Origin of the sequence: Brevibacterium sp. BDJS002 (genome assembly GCF_028201555.1) — a bacterium.
In the GTDB taxonomy this organism is placed as follows: Bacteria; Actinomycetota; Actinomycetes; order Actinomycetales; family Brevibacteriaceae; genus Brevibacterium; species Brevibacterium aurantiacum.
The window spans coordinates 3680909-3699427 of the sequence record NZ_CP116392.1 but is presented as its reverse complement, the minus strand read 5'-3'; the positions used below and the strand labels follow the sequence as shown (position 1 = coordinate 3699427).

Here is an 18519-nt window from a genome sequence, read left to right as displayed (position 1 = left end):
GCTCAGCGCGAGGTGCGGGCGTCGAGCACTGCGTTCAGGTAGCGGGCGACGCCGTCCTCATCGACTGAGTCGGTGACGGTGGCCGCGCAGTCCTTGACCGACTGCAGTGCATTGCCCATGGCCACACCGTGGCCGGCCCAGGTCAGCATCTCGATGTCGTTGGGCATGTCCCCGAACGACATCACCTGCTCGCGTGCCACGCCGAGGTGCTTGCACAGTTCTTCGAGCGTCTTGGCCTTCGTCACCCCAGCCGGCGCGAGTTCGACGAGTCCGTTGACCGGGTCGGAGAACGAGGCATGGCAGTTGGCGGCGACAAGTGGGTCGAGCAGATCGTGGAGGGCTTGCGAATCGTCGGAGCCGATGCTGACGAGGATCTTCACGACGTCCCGTGTGGCCAGCTCCGACAGGTCCTCCATGACATGGGCCTGGCGCGGATTGCGTGAGATGAAGTTCTTGTCGACGAGGCCGCCGGTCAGTGTTTCGAACGCGAAGTGCGCCTCCGGGTGGGAGGCTGTGATCGCGGCGATGATCTTCTCCACCTCGGTGAACTCGATGGTGTGAGCCGAGACCACACTCGCCGAGGCGATGTCATAGACAACTGCCCCATTGAGGCAGATGACGCGGCCGAGGTCGGGGATCTGTTCCGCGATCGCTTCCAGCCATCTGATCGGCCGGCCGGTGACGAGGACGAAGGGGATGCCCATGTCCTGGCAACGATGGATCGCATCGATCGTCGCGTTGGAGATGGGTTTCCAATCGAGCAGGAGCGTGCCGTCGATATCGCTGGCCACGAGGCCCACGTCGAAGCCCTCCGGCGGTGTCATCGTTGCCTTCGTCATGCTTCGTGGCCTTCGTCGATGGCGGCCTGGGCACGTTCGAGCAGCTGTGCGGCATCGGAGATGAAACGTTCGGTCGCCTTGGCACTCGGTTCGATTGGTCTGCCGGCGATGATCTCGGTGCGGGCCATCGAGGCTGCCAGGACCGCCTCGGCGACCTTCGATGAGGCCTTGGTCAGCAGCTCGGGGGTGTCACCGACAGCATTGCGGGTGTGGCCGGGAACGACCTGCCCGGTGACCGGATGGTGGGTGTGCAGCAACGCGGTGACCTCGTCGACGACGGGCACCAGATCGTTGAGGCGCTGCGTCCCATCGATGACCGTGTTGACGTCGGCGGAGGCACTCTGCCCGTCGCTGGGCAGTTTATGGATGGCCACCGAGGTGGTGTAGTAGCGGTCGACGGCGCGGATGAACCTGTCGCGGTTGTGCCGCCAGAGTCCGGTGCCGAACTGCTGGTCAGGACCCTTGCGCGATGAGAAGCCGGCCGACTTGTCCCGCCTGGAGAAGATGTTCTTCACAGGTAGTTGCCTGGGCGAGGATCATCGGAATCATCGCGCTTCTGATCGTTCTCGGCTGCGCCGGGAGCAGTGCCAGGTGAGACCATTCCCGGTGGCAGCTGGCCGTGTCCCGCGATGCCCTGCTGTGCCATCGCCTGCTGCGCCATGATCGCAGTCTGGATGCCGTGGAAGAGTCCCTCCAGCCAGCCGACGAGCTGGGCCTGAGCGATGCGCAGTTCGGAGTTCGTCGGAGGTCCGTCACTCGTGTCGAAGGGCAGGTCGAGGCGTTCGAGTTCGTCGATGAGGTCCTTGGAGAGTCCATCTTCGAGTTCGTCGATCGACCGGCGGTGGATCTTGGCCAGGCGTTCGCGGCCCTTCTCATCCAGATCGGTGCTGCGGACCTCTTCGAGGAGCTGCTTGACCATAGTCCCGATCCGCATCACCTTCGCAGGGGAGGACACATCGGCCTGGGACGAAGACTGTGCCACGGAGTCGCCTTGCTGCTCGGATGCACTCTCGGACTGATCAGGACTGCTGATCATGATCGGATACCTTCTTCCTGCGCTGGGGCTCAGGCGAACTGGGCCCCAGCCTCAACGAACCTCAGACGCTCTGTGCCGACTTCGCGTTCTGTGCTGACTCGTCGGCGATGAGCAGCACCTTCCCGATGCTCGTGCCCTCTTCCAGCGCGGTGTGGGCCTTGCGAGCCTCAGACAACGGCATCGTCTCATGGATGATCGGGCGGATGTCACCGGAGATCACAGCCGGCCACAACTGTGCGGCCACCTCGGCGACGATCTCGATCTTCTGTTCCTTGGGACGTGCTCGCAGCGTCGTTCCCGCCACCGATTTGCGCGGCTGCATGAGGGAGGCGATGCTCAGCTCGGCCTTCGCCCCGCCCTGCATGCCGATGATGACGAGGCGTCCGTCGGTGCCCAGGGCCTTGACGTTGGACTTCAGGTACTTCGCACCGATGATGTCGAGGATGACGTCGGCGCCGGTGGAGCCGTCGGGGCGCACGCAGATCTCGTGGACGCGTTCGACGAAGTCCTCTTCGCGGTAGTTGATGACGGCATCGGCACCGAGGTTGCGGCAGAATTCGGCTTTGCGCTCGGATCCGACGGTGACGACGATCTTCACGCCGAGGTGCTTGGCGATCTGGATCGCGGCCGTGCCGATTCCCGATCCGCCGCCGTGGACGAGCAGCCATTCCCCGGCCTGGATGTTCGCGTTGCCGACGATGTTGGAATGCACGGTCGACAGAACCTCGGGCAGGCCTGCGGCCTCGGTGAGGTCGAGGCTGTCCGGAACGGGAAGGAGCTGACCTGCGGGGACGGGAACCGACTCGGCGTAGCCTCCGCCGGAGAGCAGTGCCGCGACACGGTCGCCGACCTTCCAACCGGTGACCTCGGAACCGAGCTCAGCGATCGTTCCGGAGACCTCGAGGCCCGGGATCAGAGTGGCACCGGCCGGTGGATCGTAGAATCCCTGACGCTGCAGCAGATCGGCGCGGTTGACGCCGGCGGCGTGGACGGTGACGAGGACTTCGTCGGCTGCGATGTCCGGCGTCGGCTCCTCGGTGATCTGGAGAACGTCGGGGCCGCCTGGTTCAGAAATCGTGATTGCTCGCATGATTCCACTCTAGTGGTTTGCCCGACGATCGGCCGGGGCCGCTTTGAGCCGCGAGACAGCGCTGAGTCTCGAGGCTCCTAGCCGAAGCGCCTCAGGCGAAGAGACGGAACATCGGCGAGTTCTGGTGCACGCGTTCGATCTCGATCTGTGAGGCGTCCATGCGTTCGAGTAGGTTCGGCAGGTCCTCGGCATTGCCGAGTTCGATGCCGACGAAAGCAGGGCCGGTCTCGCGGTCGGAGCGTTTGACGTACTCGAACATCGCGATGTCGTCCTCGGGGCCGAGGATCTCGTTGAGGAAGCGCCGCAGAGCGCCGGGCTCCTGTGGGAAGTCGACGATGAAGTAGTGCTTGAGGCCCTCGTGGACAAGTGAGCGTTCGAGGATCTCGGGGTAGCGGGAGATGTCGTTGTTGCCGCCGGAGACCAGACACACGACAGTCGATCCCGGTTCGATGGTGATCGGCTTGGCAGTCCCGGGTGCCCCGATGGCCGCCGAGGCGATGGCACCGGAAGGCTCGGCGATGATGCCGTCGACCTGGTACATGTCGAGCATCTCCGTGGCGACGGAGCCCTCAGGCACGGGGCGGACATCGACGTTGAGTTCGGAGACGATGTCGTAGGTCAGGGCGCCTGCGCGTTTGACCGCGGTGCCGTCGGCGAAGGGGTCGATGTTCTCCAGGGTCACCGGTCGTCCGGCCTTGAGGGCCGCGATCATCGAGGCAGCACCTGCGGGTTCGGCGCCGATGACGGTGGTGTCGGGAAGGTGCTCGGCCGCGTAGGCGGCGATGCCGGAGATCACTCCGCCGCCGCCGACGGGCACGATGATGTAATCGGGGGCGGCTTGGAGCTGGTCGGCGATCTCCACAGCCACTGTTCCCTGGCCGGCGATGGTGCGCAAGTCATCGAAGGCGGAGACGAGGAGGGCGTCATTGCGTTCGGCGTACCGGTGGGCCAGTGCCGATGCATCGTCATAGGTGGAGCCGGAGATTTCGATGGTCACCCGGTCGCCGCCGAAGTGGCGTACGCGTTCGATCTTCTGCCTCGGCGTGGTCTTGGGAACGAAGATGGTGCCCTGGATGCCCAGTTCCTTGCACGCGCGGGCGAAGCCCTGGGCGTGGTTGCCCGCCGAGGCGCACACGACGCCGCGGGCGCGCTCGGTCTCATCAAGCTGGAGCATGAAGTTGAAGGCGCCCCGGATCTTGTAGGAGCGCACCATCTGCAGATCCTCGCGCTTGAGGTAGACGGTGGAACCGGTGGCGGCGGAGAGCCGCTCCGAAATCTGCAGGGGAGACTTAATCACGGAGTCGGCAATTCGCGTCGCGGCCGCTTCGACCTCGTTCGCGAGTGTTTGCTGCTGGGGTGATTCGTCTGTTTTCAACACGACTCCATTGTGCTCCTTCTGTCTTGCGCTTGTGCAAGTCGTTCCGAGATAAGGACACTTGGCAGGACGCTGACCGGTACGGGGACAGTGCACTGCTGGTGCGCTGAAGGGAAGGAAAGTGGCGCTGAGTTGATGATTTCTGGTGCGCCCTGAACAGCGCGAAGGTCGTAACATGATTGGATGGAGATGCCCGTAATTCCTTCAAGGAGGCGACATGGCCATCAGCAGTGAGCTGGAGCAACTGTTAGCCGGCTGGATACCTCGGCAGTCGTGGTTTCCCAAGCTCGCCGCAGACTTCGGAACCGACCCCGATATAACCCCGATGTCGGTGGCTCGCGCCTTCGTATACAAGGCCGAGGAGCTCGGCGGTTTCGCCGGCCTCGTGACCGTGATCTCTGTCGGTGACGGACCGACCCTGCGCCGGCTCAACATTCCGCTCTCACTGCGCGGAGTCGAAGACATGCACCTGCGCAAGTCGCTGATCGGTCAGATCGACGACCTGGCCCTGGGCCACGTCTACGTCTACGACGGCGCGGCAGACCCCGTCTTCGTCAACCTCATGGCCGACGCGATCACCAAGCGCAAGGTCTTCGACGGCGGCCAGCTGAGCACCGAATCCCTGCGGCACAGCCAGGAGAAGGCAGAGACACGGGACACCCTGCCCTCCCAGTCGCCATCGACTGCCCATAGCGGTTCCCCCGCCGAGGTGGTTCCACCGAAGCCATCGAAGGCTGCCCTGGTCGCCGATACCCGTGAAGAGCTGCCCGTCGACATCCGACCCATCGAGGTCGCCGACGCCGGTGCCTCCAAGTCAACGGTCATCATCCACGACGAGTACGAGCCGATGGAGCTCAGCTTCTTCCGTGTGCTGGAGAACGGGATGCCGTCATCGCTGACGATTCCAGTCCTGCTCACCGAGGCTGGCTCCCGCAGCGTTCCCGAGGTCATCGGCTGGGGCTCGGGCCGGTGGTACGACATGTTCGAAGTCACCGAGATGGAAGCTCCGATGGCGCTGCTGTCCCATGTCGACGTCGACGCCGAACCCGCTTGGCGCGAGGCTGTCGACATCGTGTGCGCCGTTGACTCCGGTTCGATCGGTGCCTACAACGCTCAGGCCGCGGAGATGGGTCGCCGCATCGGCGAACTCCACTCGGACATGGCTGCCGAATTCGGCATCGTCGAAGGCCGTGGAGAACCGACGAAGCAGCTGGCCAAGAAGTGGATCGAACGCATCGACTGGGCGTTGGGCCGTGCCCCGCTGGCCCTGGACTCTCTGGTGCCCGAGCTGCGTGCCCACCGCGCGAAGCTGCAGTCACTCGAGACGATCGGTGTGCTGCAGAAGATCCACGGTGAGCTGACGCTCGATCACGTGGTGAGTTCCGGCACCGACGGCTATTCGGTCGTGAAGTTCACGGACTCGACGAACTCGGATCCCAAGCCGGTGGCACTGGACCTCGTAGCCCTGCTGCGCAGTATTGACTATGCCGCTGGTTTCGCTCGCCTGCAGCGGACCGGCGAGCTCGAATCCGAAGACGGCGGGCTCGTCGTCAACGGCTTCGGCAATGACGCCTCCGCGCTGCGGACCATCTACGACTCTCCGGAGTTCCTGTGGGCATCGCAGGTGCAGAACTCGCTGCTGAGCGGATACTCCCGTGCCCGGGGCGAGAGCCTGGGCCTCGGCGATCCCGTGCTGCGCGCGGCCCTCATCGACAGGCTCCTTGTGGAGGTCGTCACCGAGCTGCGCAACCGGCCCAACTGGCTCTCGGTTCCGCTGTCGACCCTAAGTCTCGTCCTCAAAGGCAAACCGGCTCGTTCCGGTGATGCCCCCGCCGAGGCTGAGGCCAATGTCCCCGCGACCGCCGCAGCTGCTTCAGGCAAGGTGAACGAATCGGCCGAGGCTGATTCGCCATCCGAGCCTGTTTCGCCAGCTGTCCCTGCGCAGGCCCCTGCGGCTGCCGCCGACGTCGCTTCCGACGTCTCGGCTGAGGCCGATGATTCGGCTGAGCCCGACTCCGACTCTTCATCCGAGGTTGAGGCTGTGGATTCTGACAAGAAGGAAGCAGAGAAGCCTGCTGTAGTGGTCGAAGCCGACGACGCTCTGACCGACGCCGACACCACCTCGGATGCCGACACCACCTCGGTGGTGGACAACGTGGTAGAGCCGGAAACCTCGGACGACGCAGAGCCCGCCGAGCCTCAGTCGCGCCCTACCATCGAGCAGGAGCCGGCAGCACCGTCGGTCGGTGCTTCCAGGCAGAGCAAGATTCGCCGTCAGAGCCCCGCTGAACTGGCTGACTCGGCCGAAGAGGAGTTCGAGGACGAAGAAGACGAATTCGTCGTCTCACCCGTGCCCGCGACCTTCGCTGCCCGCGGTGCCGCCGCGGAAGATTCGGATTCGACAGGTCGTCACATCGTGCAGGAGGGAAAGCACGAGAAGCCACAGCCTGAAGGTTCCGACAAGTCGGCGACCGATGATTCTGAGCAGTTGCCCACCGAAGTTTCTGATCAGGACACCAGCATTGGGAAGCACTGACTCCAGTCCTGCGGGAATCGATTAGCAGAAGACAATCGGTTTATGAGAAACTGTTGTGGCTCAGCCTCGCGCTGAGCAGGCCGTGGTTCATTGCGAACCATTGGAAGCGTGTCCGAGCGGCCGAAGGAGATGGTCTTGAAAACCATTGTGCGGCAACGTACCGTGGGTTCGAATCCCACCGCTTCCGCAAAGTGAAGGCCCCCGTTCGCATCGTGAAAACGATAGCGAGCGGGGGCTTTTCGCATCCCTACCCTCAAACAGACTCTGGTTTGGCCTCTGGCTCTGGTTCGGCCTCTGGTTTGGCCTCCGGCTCGGACATCTCGGCATCGGCCTCAGGATCGTCGAAGCTGCGGACTGTCCGTTTGAAGCCGCGGGTCAGCACCGCCAGGTAGATGACGCCGATGGCCAGCCACACCACTCCGCCGATGAGAGCGGTCTCGTGCAGGCTCACCCACAGAATGCCGGTGAGAATCGCACCGATGGCCGGCAGCACCACATAGTTGAATGCTGACTTGACGTCGACGACCTGCCTGGTGCGGAACGCGAAGTGCGCGATGACCGTGAGGTTGACGAAGGTGAAGGCGATAAGCGCCCCGAAGTTGATCAGCGCGGAGATGAACTCGAGGCTGAACGACATCGCCAGCAGGCAGACCGCGCCGACGAGGATGATGTTGAACATCGGGGTGTGCGTCTTCGGGTGGATGTAGCCGAAGGCCTTGCGCGGGAGCACCCCGTTGCGTCCCATCACCAGCAGCATGCGGGAGACCGAGGCATGGGAGGCCAGGCCAGAGGCGACCGTGGCAGCAAAGGCAGCGGCGAGGAAGAAGCCCATGAAGACAGGGCCGCCGGTGAGGAGTCCGATCTCCGGCAGCGGATCGTCGACGACATTGAACTGCGAATTGTCGGGGAAGAGCTGCTGGGCGAAGTAGCTGGCGACGAGGAAGATGGCGCCGCCTGCGAGGACTGTCAGCAGAATCGCCTTGGGCATGAGGTTCACATGCTTGGCTTCGTTGGTGTACATCGTCACGGCGTCGAAGCCGATGAAGGAGAAGCAGACGACGGTGGCGCCGGTCAGCAGCGCGGACATGTGCACGCCCTCGTGCATGAAGGGTTCGGCGCTGAAGACGATTCCGGATCCATCGCCGTTGGTCAGGTTGACGACGGCGACAATGCAGAAGAGCGTCACCATTGTGACGGCGAAGACCAGGAGAACACCGTTGAGGTTGGCTGTTCCGCGCATGGAGACAGCAACAATGGCGGTCATGATCACGGTGTAGAGGACCACCCACACCCACGGCGGAGCGTCGGGGACCAGGGACTCCATATACAGCCGAGCGATGAGGCAGTTGACCATCGGCAGCAGCAGGTAGTCCATGAGTGAGGTCCAGCCGACCAGGAAGCCGAGGCCGGGACTCATGGTCTCTCGCGTGTACGTATAGGCCGAACCCGCTGTGGGGAAGACCTTGACCATCTTGCCGTAGCTGAATGCAGTGAACACCATGACGATGAGTGCGATGAGATAGGCCGACGGTACCGCCCCGTTGGTTTCATCCGACACGATTCCGAACGTGTCGAAGACCACCGTCGGCGTCATATATCCAAGGCCGAGCCCGACGATGGACCACAGCCCGAGGTTGCGTTTCAGTGAGCCTGACGCGGCCATATCAATCCTCCACAATGAGTCTTGCTAGATGGTGCAGCGATCGGATCCGGACCCGTGTGAGCACAGGAATGGAAGTGATCTGCGCCATAGATGCTATCCCGTGTGCAACCGAAAACGCAATCATTCTCACGAAACGAAACGATAACTTCACCTGTATCGCGCCATTCGCAACGAATCCAGTAGCCCAGGTTGCTGATTTCCGGGCGACCCTTCACACAGGGCCTCAAGCCCATCCCGACGCCGAGGTGGTGCTGCCCCACCGCTCCTCCCTGTCCCGCCTATCGAACGACTTTTCAGTGACTGTGGAAAGAGAGTAGGTTGATCAGCATTGGCAATGATGCTCGACGAAGAGAAGGCAAGGTCGAACAATGGCGATCGAATCACTCAGCTCCGCACAGTCGAAGGCGTGGAAGGACAGAGTCCTGCCCGAAGTGGAGAACGTTGCCGAAGGTGTCTGGGCGATTCCCGTCCCGATCCCGAACAACCCGCTCGTCTACACCTACTGCTACGCCGTCGCCGACGGTTCGGGTCTGATCCTCATCGATCCCGGTTGGGATGGCAAGGACCAGTACCTGGCGCTCACCTCGGCGCTGGGATCCCTGGGATTCACTGTCGCGAACGTCCACGGGATCGCGATCACCCACTACCACCGCGACCACATCGGGCTGGTTCCGGCACTGCTGCACAAGAACCCCGACATGTGGGTCGCCATGCACGGCGAGGACCTGCGCTCGATCAAGAAGTTCTTCTCCAAGAGCGTGGACCTGGGCACCGGAGTCGACCCGAGCATCAACATCGCCCGCGCCTACGGAGTGCCCGAGGATCGCTGGGACGAGGTCGAAAGCCTCCAGGTCGGCAGCAAGAAGGGCAAGGGCGAGGCCGGGTCGAAGAATGACTTCGCACTGCTGATGAGCAATATGCCCGACACCGTGAACATCCTCGAGGACGGCTCCGAACTGCCGCTGGAGTCCGGATCGCTGCGGGCGCTGTGGACCCCTGGCCACACCTACGGGCATTCGGTGTTCGTCCGCGACGAGGACCAGCTGCTGTTCTCCGGTGACCATGTGCTCCCGACGATCACCCCGAACATCGGACTCGACAGCGGCGCGATCACGCACAGCCTCGGCGACTATCTCGGTTCCCTGGACAAGATCGGTAAGCTCGACGCCGAGGTGGCGGTCCTGCCCGCACACGGCTTCCGCTTCCAGGGTCTCCACGATCGCCGACGCGAACTCGTCGAGCATCACCAGCAGCGTCTGGACGAGATCACGGAACGCATGGACGCCACCGACGATCACAGCGTCTACTCGATCGCCCAGGGCCTGCACTGGTCGCGCGGATTCGACTCCCTGCACAACTTCAACCTGTTCGCCGCCCTGGCCGAAACGGCCGCTCACATGCACTACCTGGACATCGACGTCGGAGTGGGGTCACTCGTCCCGCAGTCGTGAGACGAACGAGCCCGCGCGAGAAGAGGAATCGACAATGAGCACCGAATACGTTCCCGCAGCCGAGGTCAGGCCCGAGACCTTCATGGTCCGAGCCTCCGACCACCTCCGGCGCGGCACCCAGCGCGGGCGTGAGCTGCGCACGGGCATCGAGTCCGCGATCGCCGGCTACCGGCGCTACTTCGAATTCCTGTCCATCGCCGAGGATGATGTCCGTGCCGCGGCCGCGTCGAGTCTCGCGCGTCTCCAAACCTGGTCCCCGGAGGCCGCCGAGGAGGTGGCAGCCGTGGCGCAGGGTGCTGAGATCCCCGTCGAGGAACTCATGGAGGTCATCGCCCGCACAGAGATCATGACTCTGGCGCCGGCCTCGGCGACGGAGTGCTCGACCGTGAGCTTCACCCGCCCCGGAGGCTCGCTGGCCGCACAGAACTGGGATTGGGCCGCCGACTTCTCGACACTGTGGCACATCAACGATGTGGGTGCCGTGCCCGGGCAGCTGCGCCACGTGGGCATCGCCGAATACGGGATGCCGGGCAAGATCGGACTCAACGAGGCAGGCGTCGGCGTCCTGCTCAATATCCTCAAGCATGAGGGCGACGGTCCCGGGGGAGTGCCCATCCACATGATCCTCGAGCGGATTCTGTCGACGGCGACGACTCTTGACGAGGCGCTCGAGATCATCCACTCGGCTCCCACCACATCATCGTCGATCATCACGGTGGTCACCGCCGACGAGGTGGTCCAGGTCGAGATCGCCAACGCCGAGAAGCGTGAGCGTCGAGCCGGGGACACGAGCGCGATCCCGGGCGAGAAGCCGGGTGCTGAAGCCGGTGCGGGATTCCTGCTGCACACGAATCACTTCCTGCACCCCGAGCTCATCCCCGGCAGCCTCGAACTCAATGCGACCTCGACCTCCCGTGCCCGTCACGCTCACCTCGAGCAGCGACTCGAGGACTACGCCAAGCAAGTGGGAACATCCGGCGGCCCCGAGTCGACGGCCGACCTCACCGACCTTCTGACCACCGGTCCGGGCGAGGCGCCGGTGTCGTGCACTCCGGATCCAGGTGCCGCCTATGGGGATCGCTCGGCGACTCTGGTCACCGTGCAGATCGACCCGAAGCGCAAGCAGTTAGACCTGGCTCCGGGTTCACCGGCGGACGGGATGCAGGGCAACCGTCGCTATCAGCTCTGAGCTGTCAGCCTCAGGCCTTGTCCGTCTCGGCGCTGCCTTACTTGGTGCCGTCTGGCTCAGCGTCGTCTGACTTGGCGCCGTCACCCTCGGCGGCTGCTTCGTTCGCGGCTTCCTCTTCGCGCATCGAGATGATGGTGTCGAGGCCCGAGGCGATCGAGTTCGAATCCTCAAGCGCCGTCTGGGCTAAGCGCCAGGGCACCATGTCGAGGTTTTGGTCGCCGACGCGGAAACGCACAAAGGGCTGCCTGCTGCGGGGATCATCGGGTTCGAGGTCGGCACCGTAGCGCCACTGTCCGAAGCCGATGCGCCGAATCGTCTCACCGATGAAGCGCATCGCTCCGGCGACGAACTCGGTCTCCTCTTCCGTCATCATCTCGTCACGCGAGTCGTAGCGGGCCTTGAGCTGCTTGCCCAAGCGCACCAGCGCCTCGCGCCCGAACTCCCACGAGGACGGGTCGGCCTGTTCCTGGGTCCAGGCGGCGATGCCCGGTTCCACGGTGCCGATGAAGCGGGTGAGGAACTCGACCTCTTCCTCGCTGGAGTTCTCAGCCGTGAGCATCCCCATCGCCAGACCGGTGCAGCTGCGCTTCGGCTCACCGTCACCGCCGAGATTCTCGCGAGCCTTGCTCAGGACTGCCGTGAAGACCTCGGCAGTACGGGCGTCGACCGCGGCGAGGATGATCGCCAGAATCGGGATGGGCTCACCCTTCAGCGGCCCTTCCTCGGTATCCGGACGGATGAACGGCATCCCGTTTCCGGTCTCTTCGTCGTGGTCCCAGGCTCCGCCGATCGCACGGAGATAGGTCTCGCCGAGGTAGCGGATGAGGCCTTCGACGAATCGGCGGTTCTCCGGGTCGATCACATCGTCGGGAGTGGGGAAGCGGGAGAGGACGAAGAGTTCGAGCATCGGCAGGGATTTGGGGCCGAAGTCCTTGGGGAACTTCACCGTCTCCCCGTCTTCCTTGTCGAAGGTCTCGGGCAGGTCGGCGAGGACGAACGCGCCGAGGCGGACGTCCATGTTGTTGATGAAGGCGTAATATTCGCGCTGTAGTTCATTCACGCCAACCACCTTAGTGCCTAGCGGCCGGTCCTGGGGCTGACTAGAGGTTCAGTAGGCCGAGAGCCCGGGCTGTCGGGAGGCCAGGACGCTCAGGGCTTCTGCGAGAAGTCGAGCAGTCGGTTGAGGATGCGCACCATCTGCGTGGAATCGATCTCGACGACCTCGTGCAGATCCTTCCCCGCAGCCGCGCGCAGGGATGACTGCGTGTGGATGGCGGTGAGCGCCTCGATGAGGTCCTTGAGTGGAATTGTCGAGGCGGCTTTCGCGAAGCCGATGGCGTTCTCGATCAGCGATTGGATCCGCTGGACCTGGAACGAGCTCAGTTCCGCGTACCTGGGGTAGAGCTCAGGTGTGCGCAGACAGTACAGCTGGATTTCCTGCTCAGCGATCACCTCGGCGGCGGTGGACCTCTTCTGACTGAAGGTGTCGTCGATGAACTCCGTGAGGAAGCCTTCGATGTTCTCGGGTCGACTGGAGTTGAGGCGATCGCGCCAGCGTTCGATGGCGGCGTCGAGCATGTCGAGGTCGCGGGAGGTGCGCTGTTCGATCGTGGCCAGAACCAGATCGTCGCGGCTGGAGAAGTTCGAGTAGAACGCGCCGCGAGTGAACCCGGCGGCCTCGCAGATCTCCTCGATCGAGGCGCCATCGATGCCTTTGTGGGCGAAGACGGACATGCCCGCCTCCACCAAGGTGGATCGGGTCTGCCGTCTGCGGGCGCTGAGATTGTCTGTATTCATCGAACATTTCATCGTCGGGGTGGTCGCGGTGCTGGTGTGGCTGTGGTGCTGTCGCACAGGCTGTGCTGTGTCGGTCCGTGCGGGTCTCTGTCGGCCTGGGCATCCGATGAGAATCTTCACGAAACTCCTGATGCATTTGCGCTGAGGGCACTGAGTCAACAACAATACAATACTGTATCCAATACACTTTTGTATCGAGGTCTTCGTGTCAACATTCCTGTACGCTCTGGGTCGTCGTGCCTACCGCGCTCCCATCCGATTCATCGCTCTGTGGTTTGTGATCTTCGCGCTCGTCGGCGCCGGTGTCGCGGCCTTCGCGAAGGACTTCGACAACGACTTCACCCTCCCAGGGTCCGAAGCTCAGGTCGCACTCGATTCGATGGAGACGACCTTCCCAGAAGCCTCAGGTGTGGGCGCCTCCGTCATCGTCGTCGCCGCCGATGGCGACTCGGTCAATGACTCCACGTACAAGGATGAGATCGAGAAGGAAGTCGATCGGCTCGAAGACCTCCCTCACGTCGACGCCGTGACCTCGCCGTTCGACAAGATGGTCAAGGGTGCGATCAGCGAGGACGACTCCGCTGCGATGATCTCCGTCCAGTACGACGGCACCCAGCAGGAGGTCGGCGAAGCGGCCCCCGACCAGCTTCTCGACGAACTGGATCCGATCCGCGACGCCCTGCCCGAGGGCTCCCAAGTCGAAGGCGGAGGCCAGCTCTTCCAGATCACCGGCGTGGAGATCTCCTGGGTCGAAGGCATCGGCGTCGTCATCGCCTTCATCGTCCTGCTGCTCACCCTCGGATCCTTCCGCGCTGCCGGCATGCCGCTGATCACAGCACTCATCGGCGTCGGCATCTCCGTTCTCCTGGTCGTGGGATCCACGGCCTTCGGCGCAGTCAACTCTTCATCGATCATGTTGGCGCTGATGTTGGGCCTGGCGGTCGGCATCGACTATGCCCTCTTCATCGTCTCCAGGGCCCGGGCACTCCTGGCCGAGGGACATGACCCGCTCGAAGCCACCGGACGGGCCGTCGCCACCGCCGGATCGGCCGTCGTCTTCGCGGGCATGACCGTGATGATCGCGCTGCTCGGCCTGTCCCTGGCCGGCATCCCGTTCCTCACCGTCATGGGCATCGGCGCCTCCGGGTCCGTCGTCGTCGCCGTGCTCATCTCCCTGACGATGGTTCCCGCGCTGCTGGGATTGGTCAAGGACAAGATCACCCCCAAGCCGACGAAGCGCTACCGTCGGGCGTTCGCAACCGCGCAGGAGAAGGCGGGCGACTCCGTCTCTCGGTCTGAGATTGCCGCCGAGGCGGAGGCTGAGGCCGGTGAACCGTACCCGAAGACGATCATGAACAAGTTCTTCGCCGGTTGGCTGCACGTGGTGACGAAGATTCCGCTGCTGACGGTCGTGATCATCGTCGGTGGACTCGCATTGTTCGCCATCCCCGCCTCCAACCTCCAGCTCTCCCTGCCCACTGCAGGCAGCCAGGAGGAGGGCACGCCTGCCCGCACGAGCTATGACCTCATCGACGAGCACTTCGGTCCCGGCTTCAACGGACCGCTGGTCATGACGAGTGAGATCGTGACCTCCGACGACCCCCTCGGCGATGTCGAGAAGATCGAGAAGGAGATCGAGGACGTCGAAGGCGTCGACCAGGTCATCCTCGCCACCCCGAACCGGGACGCGACGACAGCTCTGTTCCAGATCATTCCGACCACGAGCTCCGAAGATCCGGCGACTCTCGACACCGTCGACCGCCTCCGTGATCTGAGTGCCGACATCGAGGACGAGGACGGTTTCGAAACCGCGGTCACCGGTGCGACGGCGATCCAGATCGATGTCTCTGATCAGCTCGGCAAGGCGCTGGTGCCCTTCGGCATCTTCGTCGTCGGCCTCTCGATCATCCTGCTCATGATGGTCTTCCGTTCGATCTGGGTGCCGATCAAGGCCACCGGCGGTTTCCTCCTGTCCGTCTTCGCCTCCTTCGGCACCGTGGTCCTCGTCTTCCACGACGGACTCTTCGCCGGTGCGATGGGCATCGATTCGACCGGTCCGGTGATCAGCTTCCTGCCGATCATCGTCATGGGCATCCTCTTCGGGTTGGCCATGGACTACGAGGTGTTCCTCGTCTCCGGAATGCGCGAGGCCTACGTCCACGGTGCGAGTGCCCGGGGTGCGATCAAGGCCGGCTTCGCCTCGTCGGCCCGAGTGGTCTCGGCCGCGGCGATCATCATGTTCTCCGTCTTCGCCGCCTTCGTTCCCGCGGGTGAGCCGATCATCAAGTCCATCGCGCTTGCCCTGGCCTCGGGAATCTTCGTCGACGCCTTCCTGGTGCGCATGTCCTTGGTGCCTGCAATCATGCAGATGCTCGGCGACAAGGCCTGGTGGCTGCCGAAGTGGCTCGACCGCATCCTGCCCCGCCTCGATGTCGAAGGAGAGGGCCTGGCCCACGAGGTGGCTCTGCGAGATTGGCCGGAACCGGACTCCGAATACCGGGTCTACGGTCGCGGCATCGCCGTCAGCTCGGGTCGACGCGGATTCGCCCAGGTCGACATCTCGCTCTCACCGGGCCAGATCCTCGTCGCCAGCGGCCAAGCACGCAAGGCATTGCTGCTGGCTCTCTCCGGTCGCGTCGGACTGACCGCCGGTGAGATGAAGATCGGAGACATGGTCCTGCCCGAACATGCCGGACGGGTGCGTCGTCGTGTCCCGTACTTCGACCTCGATAAGAACGGGCCGGGGACGATGCCAGGGTCACGCGAGCTCTCACAGCTGCGCACCTCGGCGCCGGACCTGCTCATCATCAGCGAAGCAGGTGCACTGGCCGGAGAAAGCGGCCGGGACGTACGCGATCTACTCTTCGATCTGCAGGCCGAGGGCACGGCAATCGTGCTGGGTCTGCCCGACGGCGACATCACCGGGATCCTGTCTCCGAACACGAACTACTTCCACCTCGATCTCGATGAGGCCAAGCCGGAGGCTGAGCGTGGAACCGACAATGACAACGGCGGCGTGCAAGCTCACGCGGCCGGTCGCAGCGAAATGGAAGGCGTGCAGTCGTGAGACTCGAACGTGCGAACTCGAAACGGCCCGTGACCTGGCTGTCCCTCTTCGGTCTGGTGCTCATCCCGATCATCGTGGCCGCTGGATTCATTCTGGCCACGTACAACAGCACCGATCGCCTCGATACGATCGAGGCCGCGATCGTCAACAATGACGACGGCGCCGAGGTGGATGGTGAGACCGTGCCGATCGGCCGGCAGCTGACCAGCGGGCTTGTGGGTGAAGAGGACAACAACATCCATTGGGTCATCACCGATGAGGACGATGCCGAGAAGGGCATGTCCGATGGGACCTACGCAGCGACTCTGACGATCCCCGAGGGCTTCTCCCGGGCTGTGACCTCGGTCAGCGATGCCAAGTCGGCAACTCAGACGCAGCTCGACGTCGACGTCTCCGGAGTCGCTCCGGCCGCCGACACCCAGATCGCGCAGTCCGTGGCCGGAGTGGCACGGACAACCTTCAACACGCAGATGACCGAGACCTACCTCGACAACATCTATGTCGGCTTCAACGACATGGGTGATCAGATGAAGGACCTCGGAGACGCCGCCGGTGAACTCGACGAGGGTGGCGAAGAGCTGGCGAAGGGGACGGAGAAATCCGCGAGCGGGGCCGGTGAACTCTCCGCCGGTATGGACAAGCTCGACTCTTCTGGATCCGAACTCAGCAAGGGCGCCGGAGACCTGTCCAAGGGTGCTGGTGAACTGTCGAAGGGCACCTCTGAACTTTCGGGCGGTCTCCAGGACATGAAGAAGTCGACGGCGGATCTGCCCGACAGCACGCAGAAGCTGGCTGACGGTGCCGGAGAGCTCTCCGGGGGAGTCGACGAGTACACGAAGTCCATCGACCAGATCATCAAGGGCTTCGCCGGTTCCGGTGACTCCGGCTCCGGCGAGGGCGGTCTCGATGATCTCCTCAAGGGCGGCAAGGACCTCGACAAGGGTGCCCAGGGAGTCTCCGAGGGTGCAGAAGGCCTGTCAACGGGTCTCGGCCAGTACCGCGACGGGCTCCAGGAAGGCGCCGACCAGGCCGATCAGCTGGCCAAGAGCGGAACCGTGACCGGTCTCGATTCGCTGGTGTCGGCGGGCATGATGACCCAGGACGAGGCCGATCAGGCACGTGCTCAGATGTGCCCTGCCGGCACACCGGACGAGGTCTGCGCCGGCATTGAGAAGGCCTACGCTCAGGGGCTGCTCAACGGCACCTCGGGTGGCCTGAACAGCGCCGTCGACGGTCTGGAGCAGAAGCAGGACGGCGAGTCGCTGCTCGGCGGAGCGGACAAGCTCGCCGACGGTGCGGGTGAACTCAGCGACGGCATGAGCAAGTTCGTCAAGGGACTCGAAGACGGCCTAGGTGAACTCACCAAGGGCATGGAGGACATCTCGAAGAATGCTCCGAAGCTGCTCGAGGCCTCGAAGGGCCTGCGCGATGGTGCCTCCGGTGTCGCCGAAGGCAATCAGAAGCTTGCCGACGGAATGCCGGAGCTCAGCGACGGCATCGCCAAGGTCGCCGATGGTTCGAGCGAACTCGACGACGGTGCCGGACAGCTCTCCGATGGACTCGGCGAATTCTCCACGGGACTCGACCAGTACACGACCGGTGTCTCCACTGCTGCCACCGGCACCTCTGACCTTGCGGCCGGACTGGACACCCTGTCCGAGGGCACAGACAAGTATTCGCAAGGAGTCGGCAAGTTTGCCGACGGTGTGAAGAAGGGCGCGGACGAGGTTCCCTCCTATTCGGCACCGGAGCGTGACAAGCTCTCCACAGTCGCCTCGGAGAACATCAAGTCGCCGGACTCCTCCGACGCGGGCGATGTGCTGCAGGGATCGACTCTTGCGCTGCTCATCATGCTCGCCCTGTGGGTCGGCGGACTCGTCACCTACACGGTGCTCAAGCCGATCCCCGCCTCGACTCTGCTCTCGACGAAGTCCTCGGTGGCCGTCTGGCTGCGCGGATTGGTGCCTGGCGTAATTGTGGGACTGCTGCAGGCCCTGGTGCTGTCGATCCTGGCGGTGACTGTGTTGGATATCGACGCCGTCCAAGGCTTCGACATCGCGGTGTTGACGTTCGTCTCCGCGCTGGTGTTCATGGTGCTCAACTTCGCACTGGTGGCGTGGTTCGGCGGCGTGGGCAGGTTCCTGTCGGTGATCGCCGTGGTCCTGGCTGTAGCCGGCCGAACGATCGGCGCGGTGCCCGGCTTCTTCGACTTCCTCGCCCCGATCCTGCCGCTGACGCCGGCGATGAACGGCTTCGCTGCGATCACCGCCGGAACCACGGGCGTGGCCGCTGCCTATGGCGGCCTGCTGGCCTGGGCGATCATCGGAGTCGTGATGTCCCTCCTCGCGATCGTGCGAGCCAGGACCACGAAGCCCGAAGCCGCCCTCGAAATGGCCGACGCCTAAGGGGAGACCCGCTTGGCGGGTGCCGCCTGCGTGGGGAGAGTCCCGCGCGGGCGGCGCCTGCGTGTAGGCGC

At 63.8% G+C, this 18519-nt stretch carries 13 protein-coding genes and 1 tRNA gene; 6 read left to right on the top strand and 8 right to left on the bottom strand.

What is annotated here, in order from left to right:
* Positions 1–2: 2 nt before the first annotated feature.
* The 5 genes from PGC08_RS17165 to ilvA all read right to left on the bottom strand — a co-directional run bounded on the left by PGC08_RS17165 (position 3) and on the right by ilvA (position 4343).
* On the bottom strand, positions 3–839 hold the full coding sequence (locus PGC08_RS17165; RefSeq protein WP_241211301.1) for an HAD family hydrolase: 837 nt from the start codon (positions 837–839) through the stop codon (positions 3–5).
* Entirely contained in the window at positions 836–1354 is a 519-nt protein-coding gene (locus PGC08_RS17160) for a hypothetical protein (RefSeq protein WP_125188400.1), read from the bottom strand. The genes PGC08_RS17165 and PGC08_RS17160 overlap by 4 nt, the downstream gene beginning before the upstream one ends.
* Positions 1351–1875: a proteasome activator gene (locus PGC08_RS17155; protein ID WP_096146275.1), complete on the bottom strand. Its 525-nt coding sequence runs from the start codon at positions 1873–1875 to the stop codon at positions 1351–1353. The genes PGC08_RS17160 and PGC08_RS17155 overlap by 4 nt, the downstream gene beginning before the upstream one ends.
* Positions 1876–1936: 61 nt before the next feature.
* The gene (locus PGC08_RS17150; RefSeq protein WP_096146276.1) at positions 1937–2965 is read right to left on the bottom strand and encodes an NAD(P)H-quinone oxidoreductase; all 1029 of its coding nucleotides are present in this window, start codon (positions 2963–2965) and stop codon (positions 1937–1939) included.
* 91 nt (positions 2966–3056) lie between these two features.
* Positions 3057–4343, bottom strand: coding sequence for a threonine ammonia-lyase IlvA (ilvA, locus tag PGC08_RS17145; RefSeq protein WP_009882576.1), 1287 nt, complete (start codon positions 4341–4343; stop codon positions 3057–3059).
* A gap of 214 nt (positions 4344–4557) precedes the next feature.
* Between ilvA and PGC08_RS17140 the strand changes: the two genes are divergently transcribed.
* Together PGC08_RS17140 and PGC08_RS17135 are read left to right on the top strand one after the other, a co-directional pair.
* A complete protein-coding gene (locus tag PGC08_RS17140) occupies positions 4558–6876 on the top strand; it encodes a maltokinase N-terminal cap-like domain-containing protein (RefSeq protein ID WP_271708968.1) in 2319 nt (772 codons plus the stop codon).
* Positions 6877–6978: 102 nt separating this feature from the next.
* A tRNA-Ser gene (locus tag PGC08_RS17135) sits at positions 6979–7063 on the top strand.
* A 66-nt stretch (positions 7064–7129) separates the two neighbouring features.
* Here PGC08_RS17135 and PGC08_RS17130 read toward each other — a convergent pair.
* Positions 7130–8539, bottom strand: coding sequence for an APC family permease (locus PGC08_RS17130; protein WP_069600954.1), 1410 nt, complete (start codon positions 8537–8539; stop codon positions 7130–7132).
* 368 nt (positions 8540–8907) lie between these two features.
* Here PGC08_RS17130 and PGC08_RS17125 point away from each other — a divergent pair, with 368 nt between their 5' ends.
* Complete coding sequence (locus PGC08_RS17125) at positions 8908–9990, top strand: MBL fold metallo-hydrolase (RefSeq protein WP_009882571.1); 1083 nt, start codon at positions 8908–8910, stop codon at positions 9988–9990.
* 34 nt (positions 9991–10024) lie between these two features.
* A complete protein-coding gene (locus PGC08_RS17120; protein WP_271708967.1) occupies positions 10025–11179 on the top strand; it encodes a C45 family autoproteolytic acyltransferase/hydolase in 1155 nt (384 codons plus the stop codon).
* 37 nt (positions 11180–11216) lie between these two features.
* Here PGC08_RS17120 and PGC08_RS17115 read toward each other — a convergent pair whose 3' ends face one another.
* Entirely contained in the window at positions 11217–12239 is a 1023-nt protein-coding gene (locus tag PGC08_RS17115) for a hypothetical protein (protein WP_096146279.1), read from the bottom strand.
* 89 nt (positions 12240–12328) lie between these two features.
* Positions 12329–12976, bottom strand: a complete 648-nt coding sequence (locus PGC08_RS17110) for a TetR/AcrR family transcriptional regulator (protein ID WP_009882568.1) — start codon at positions 12974–12976, stop codon at positions 12329–12331.
* A gap of 205 nt (positions 12977–13181) precedes the next feature.
* On the opposite strand from PGC08_RS17110, the gene PGC08_RS17105 reads away from it, so the two are divergent.
* On the top strand, positions 13182–16043 hold the full coding sequence (locus PGC08_RS17105) for an MMPL family transporter (RefSeq protein ID WP_009882567.1): 2862 nt from the start codon (positions 13182–13184) through the stop codon (positions 16041–16043).
* Positions 16040–18448: a YhgE/Pip domain-containing protein gene (locus tag PGC08_RS17100; protein ID WP_096167803.1), complete on the top strand. Its 2409-nt coding sequence runs from the start codon at positions 16040–16042 to the stop codon at positions 18446–18448. The genes PGC08_RS17105 and PGC08_RS17100 overlap by 4 nt, the downstream gene beginning before the upstream one ends.
* Positions 18449–18519 lie beyond the last annotated feature (71 nt).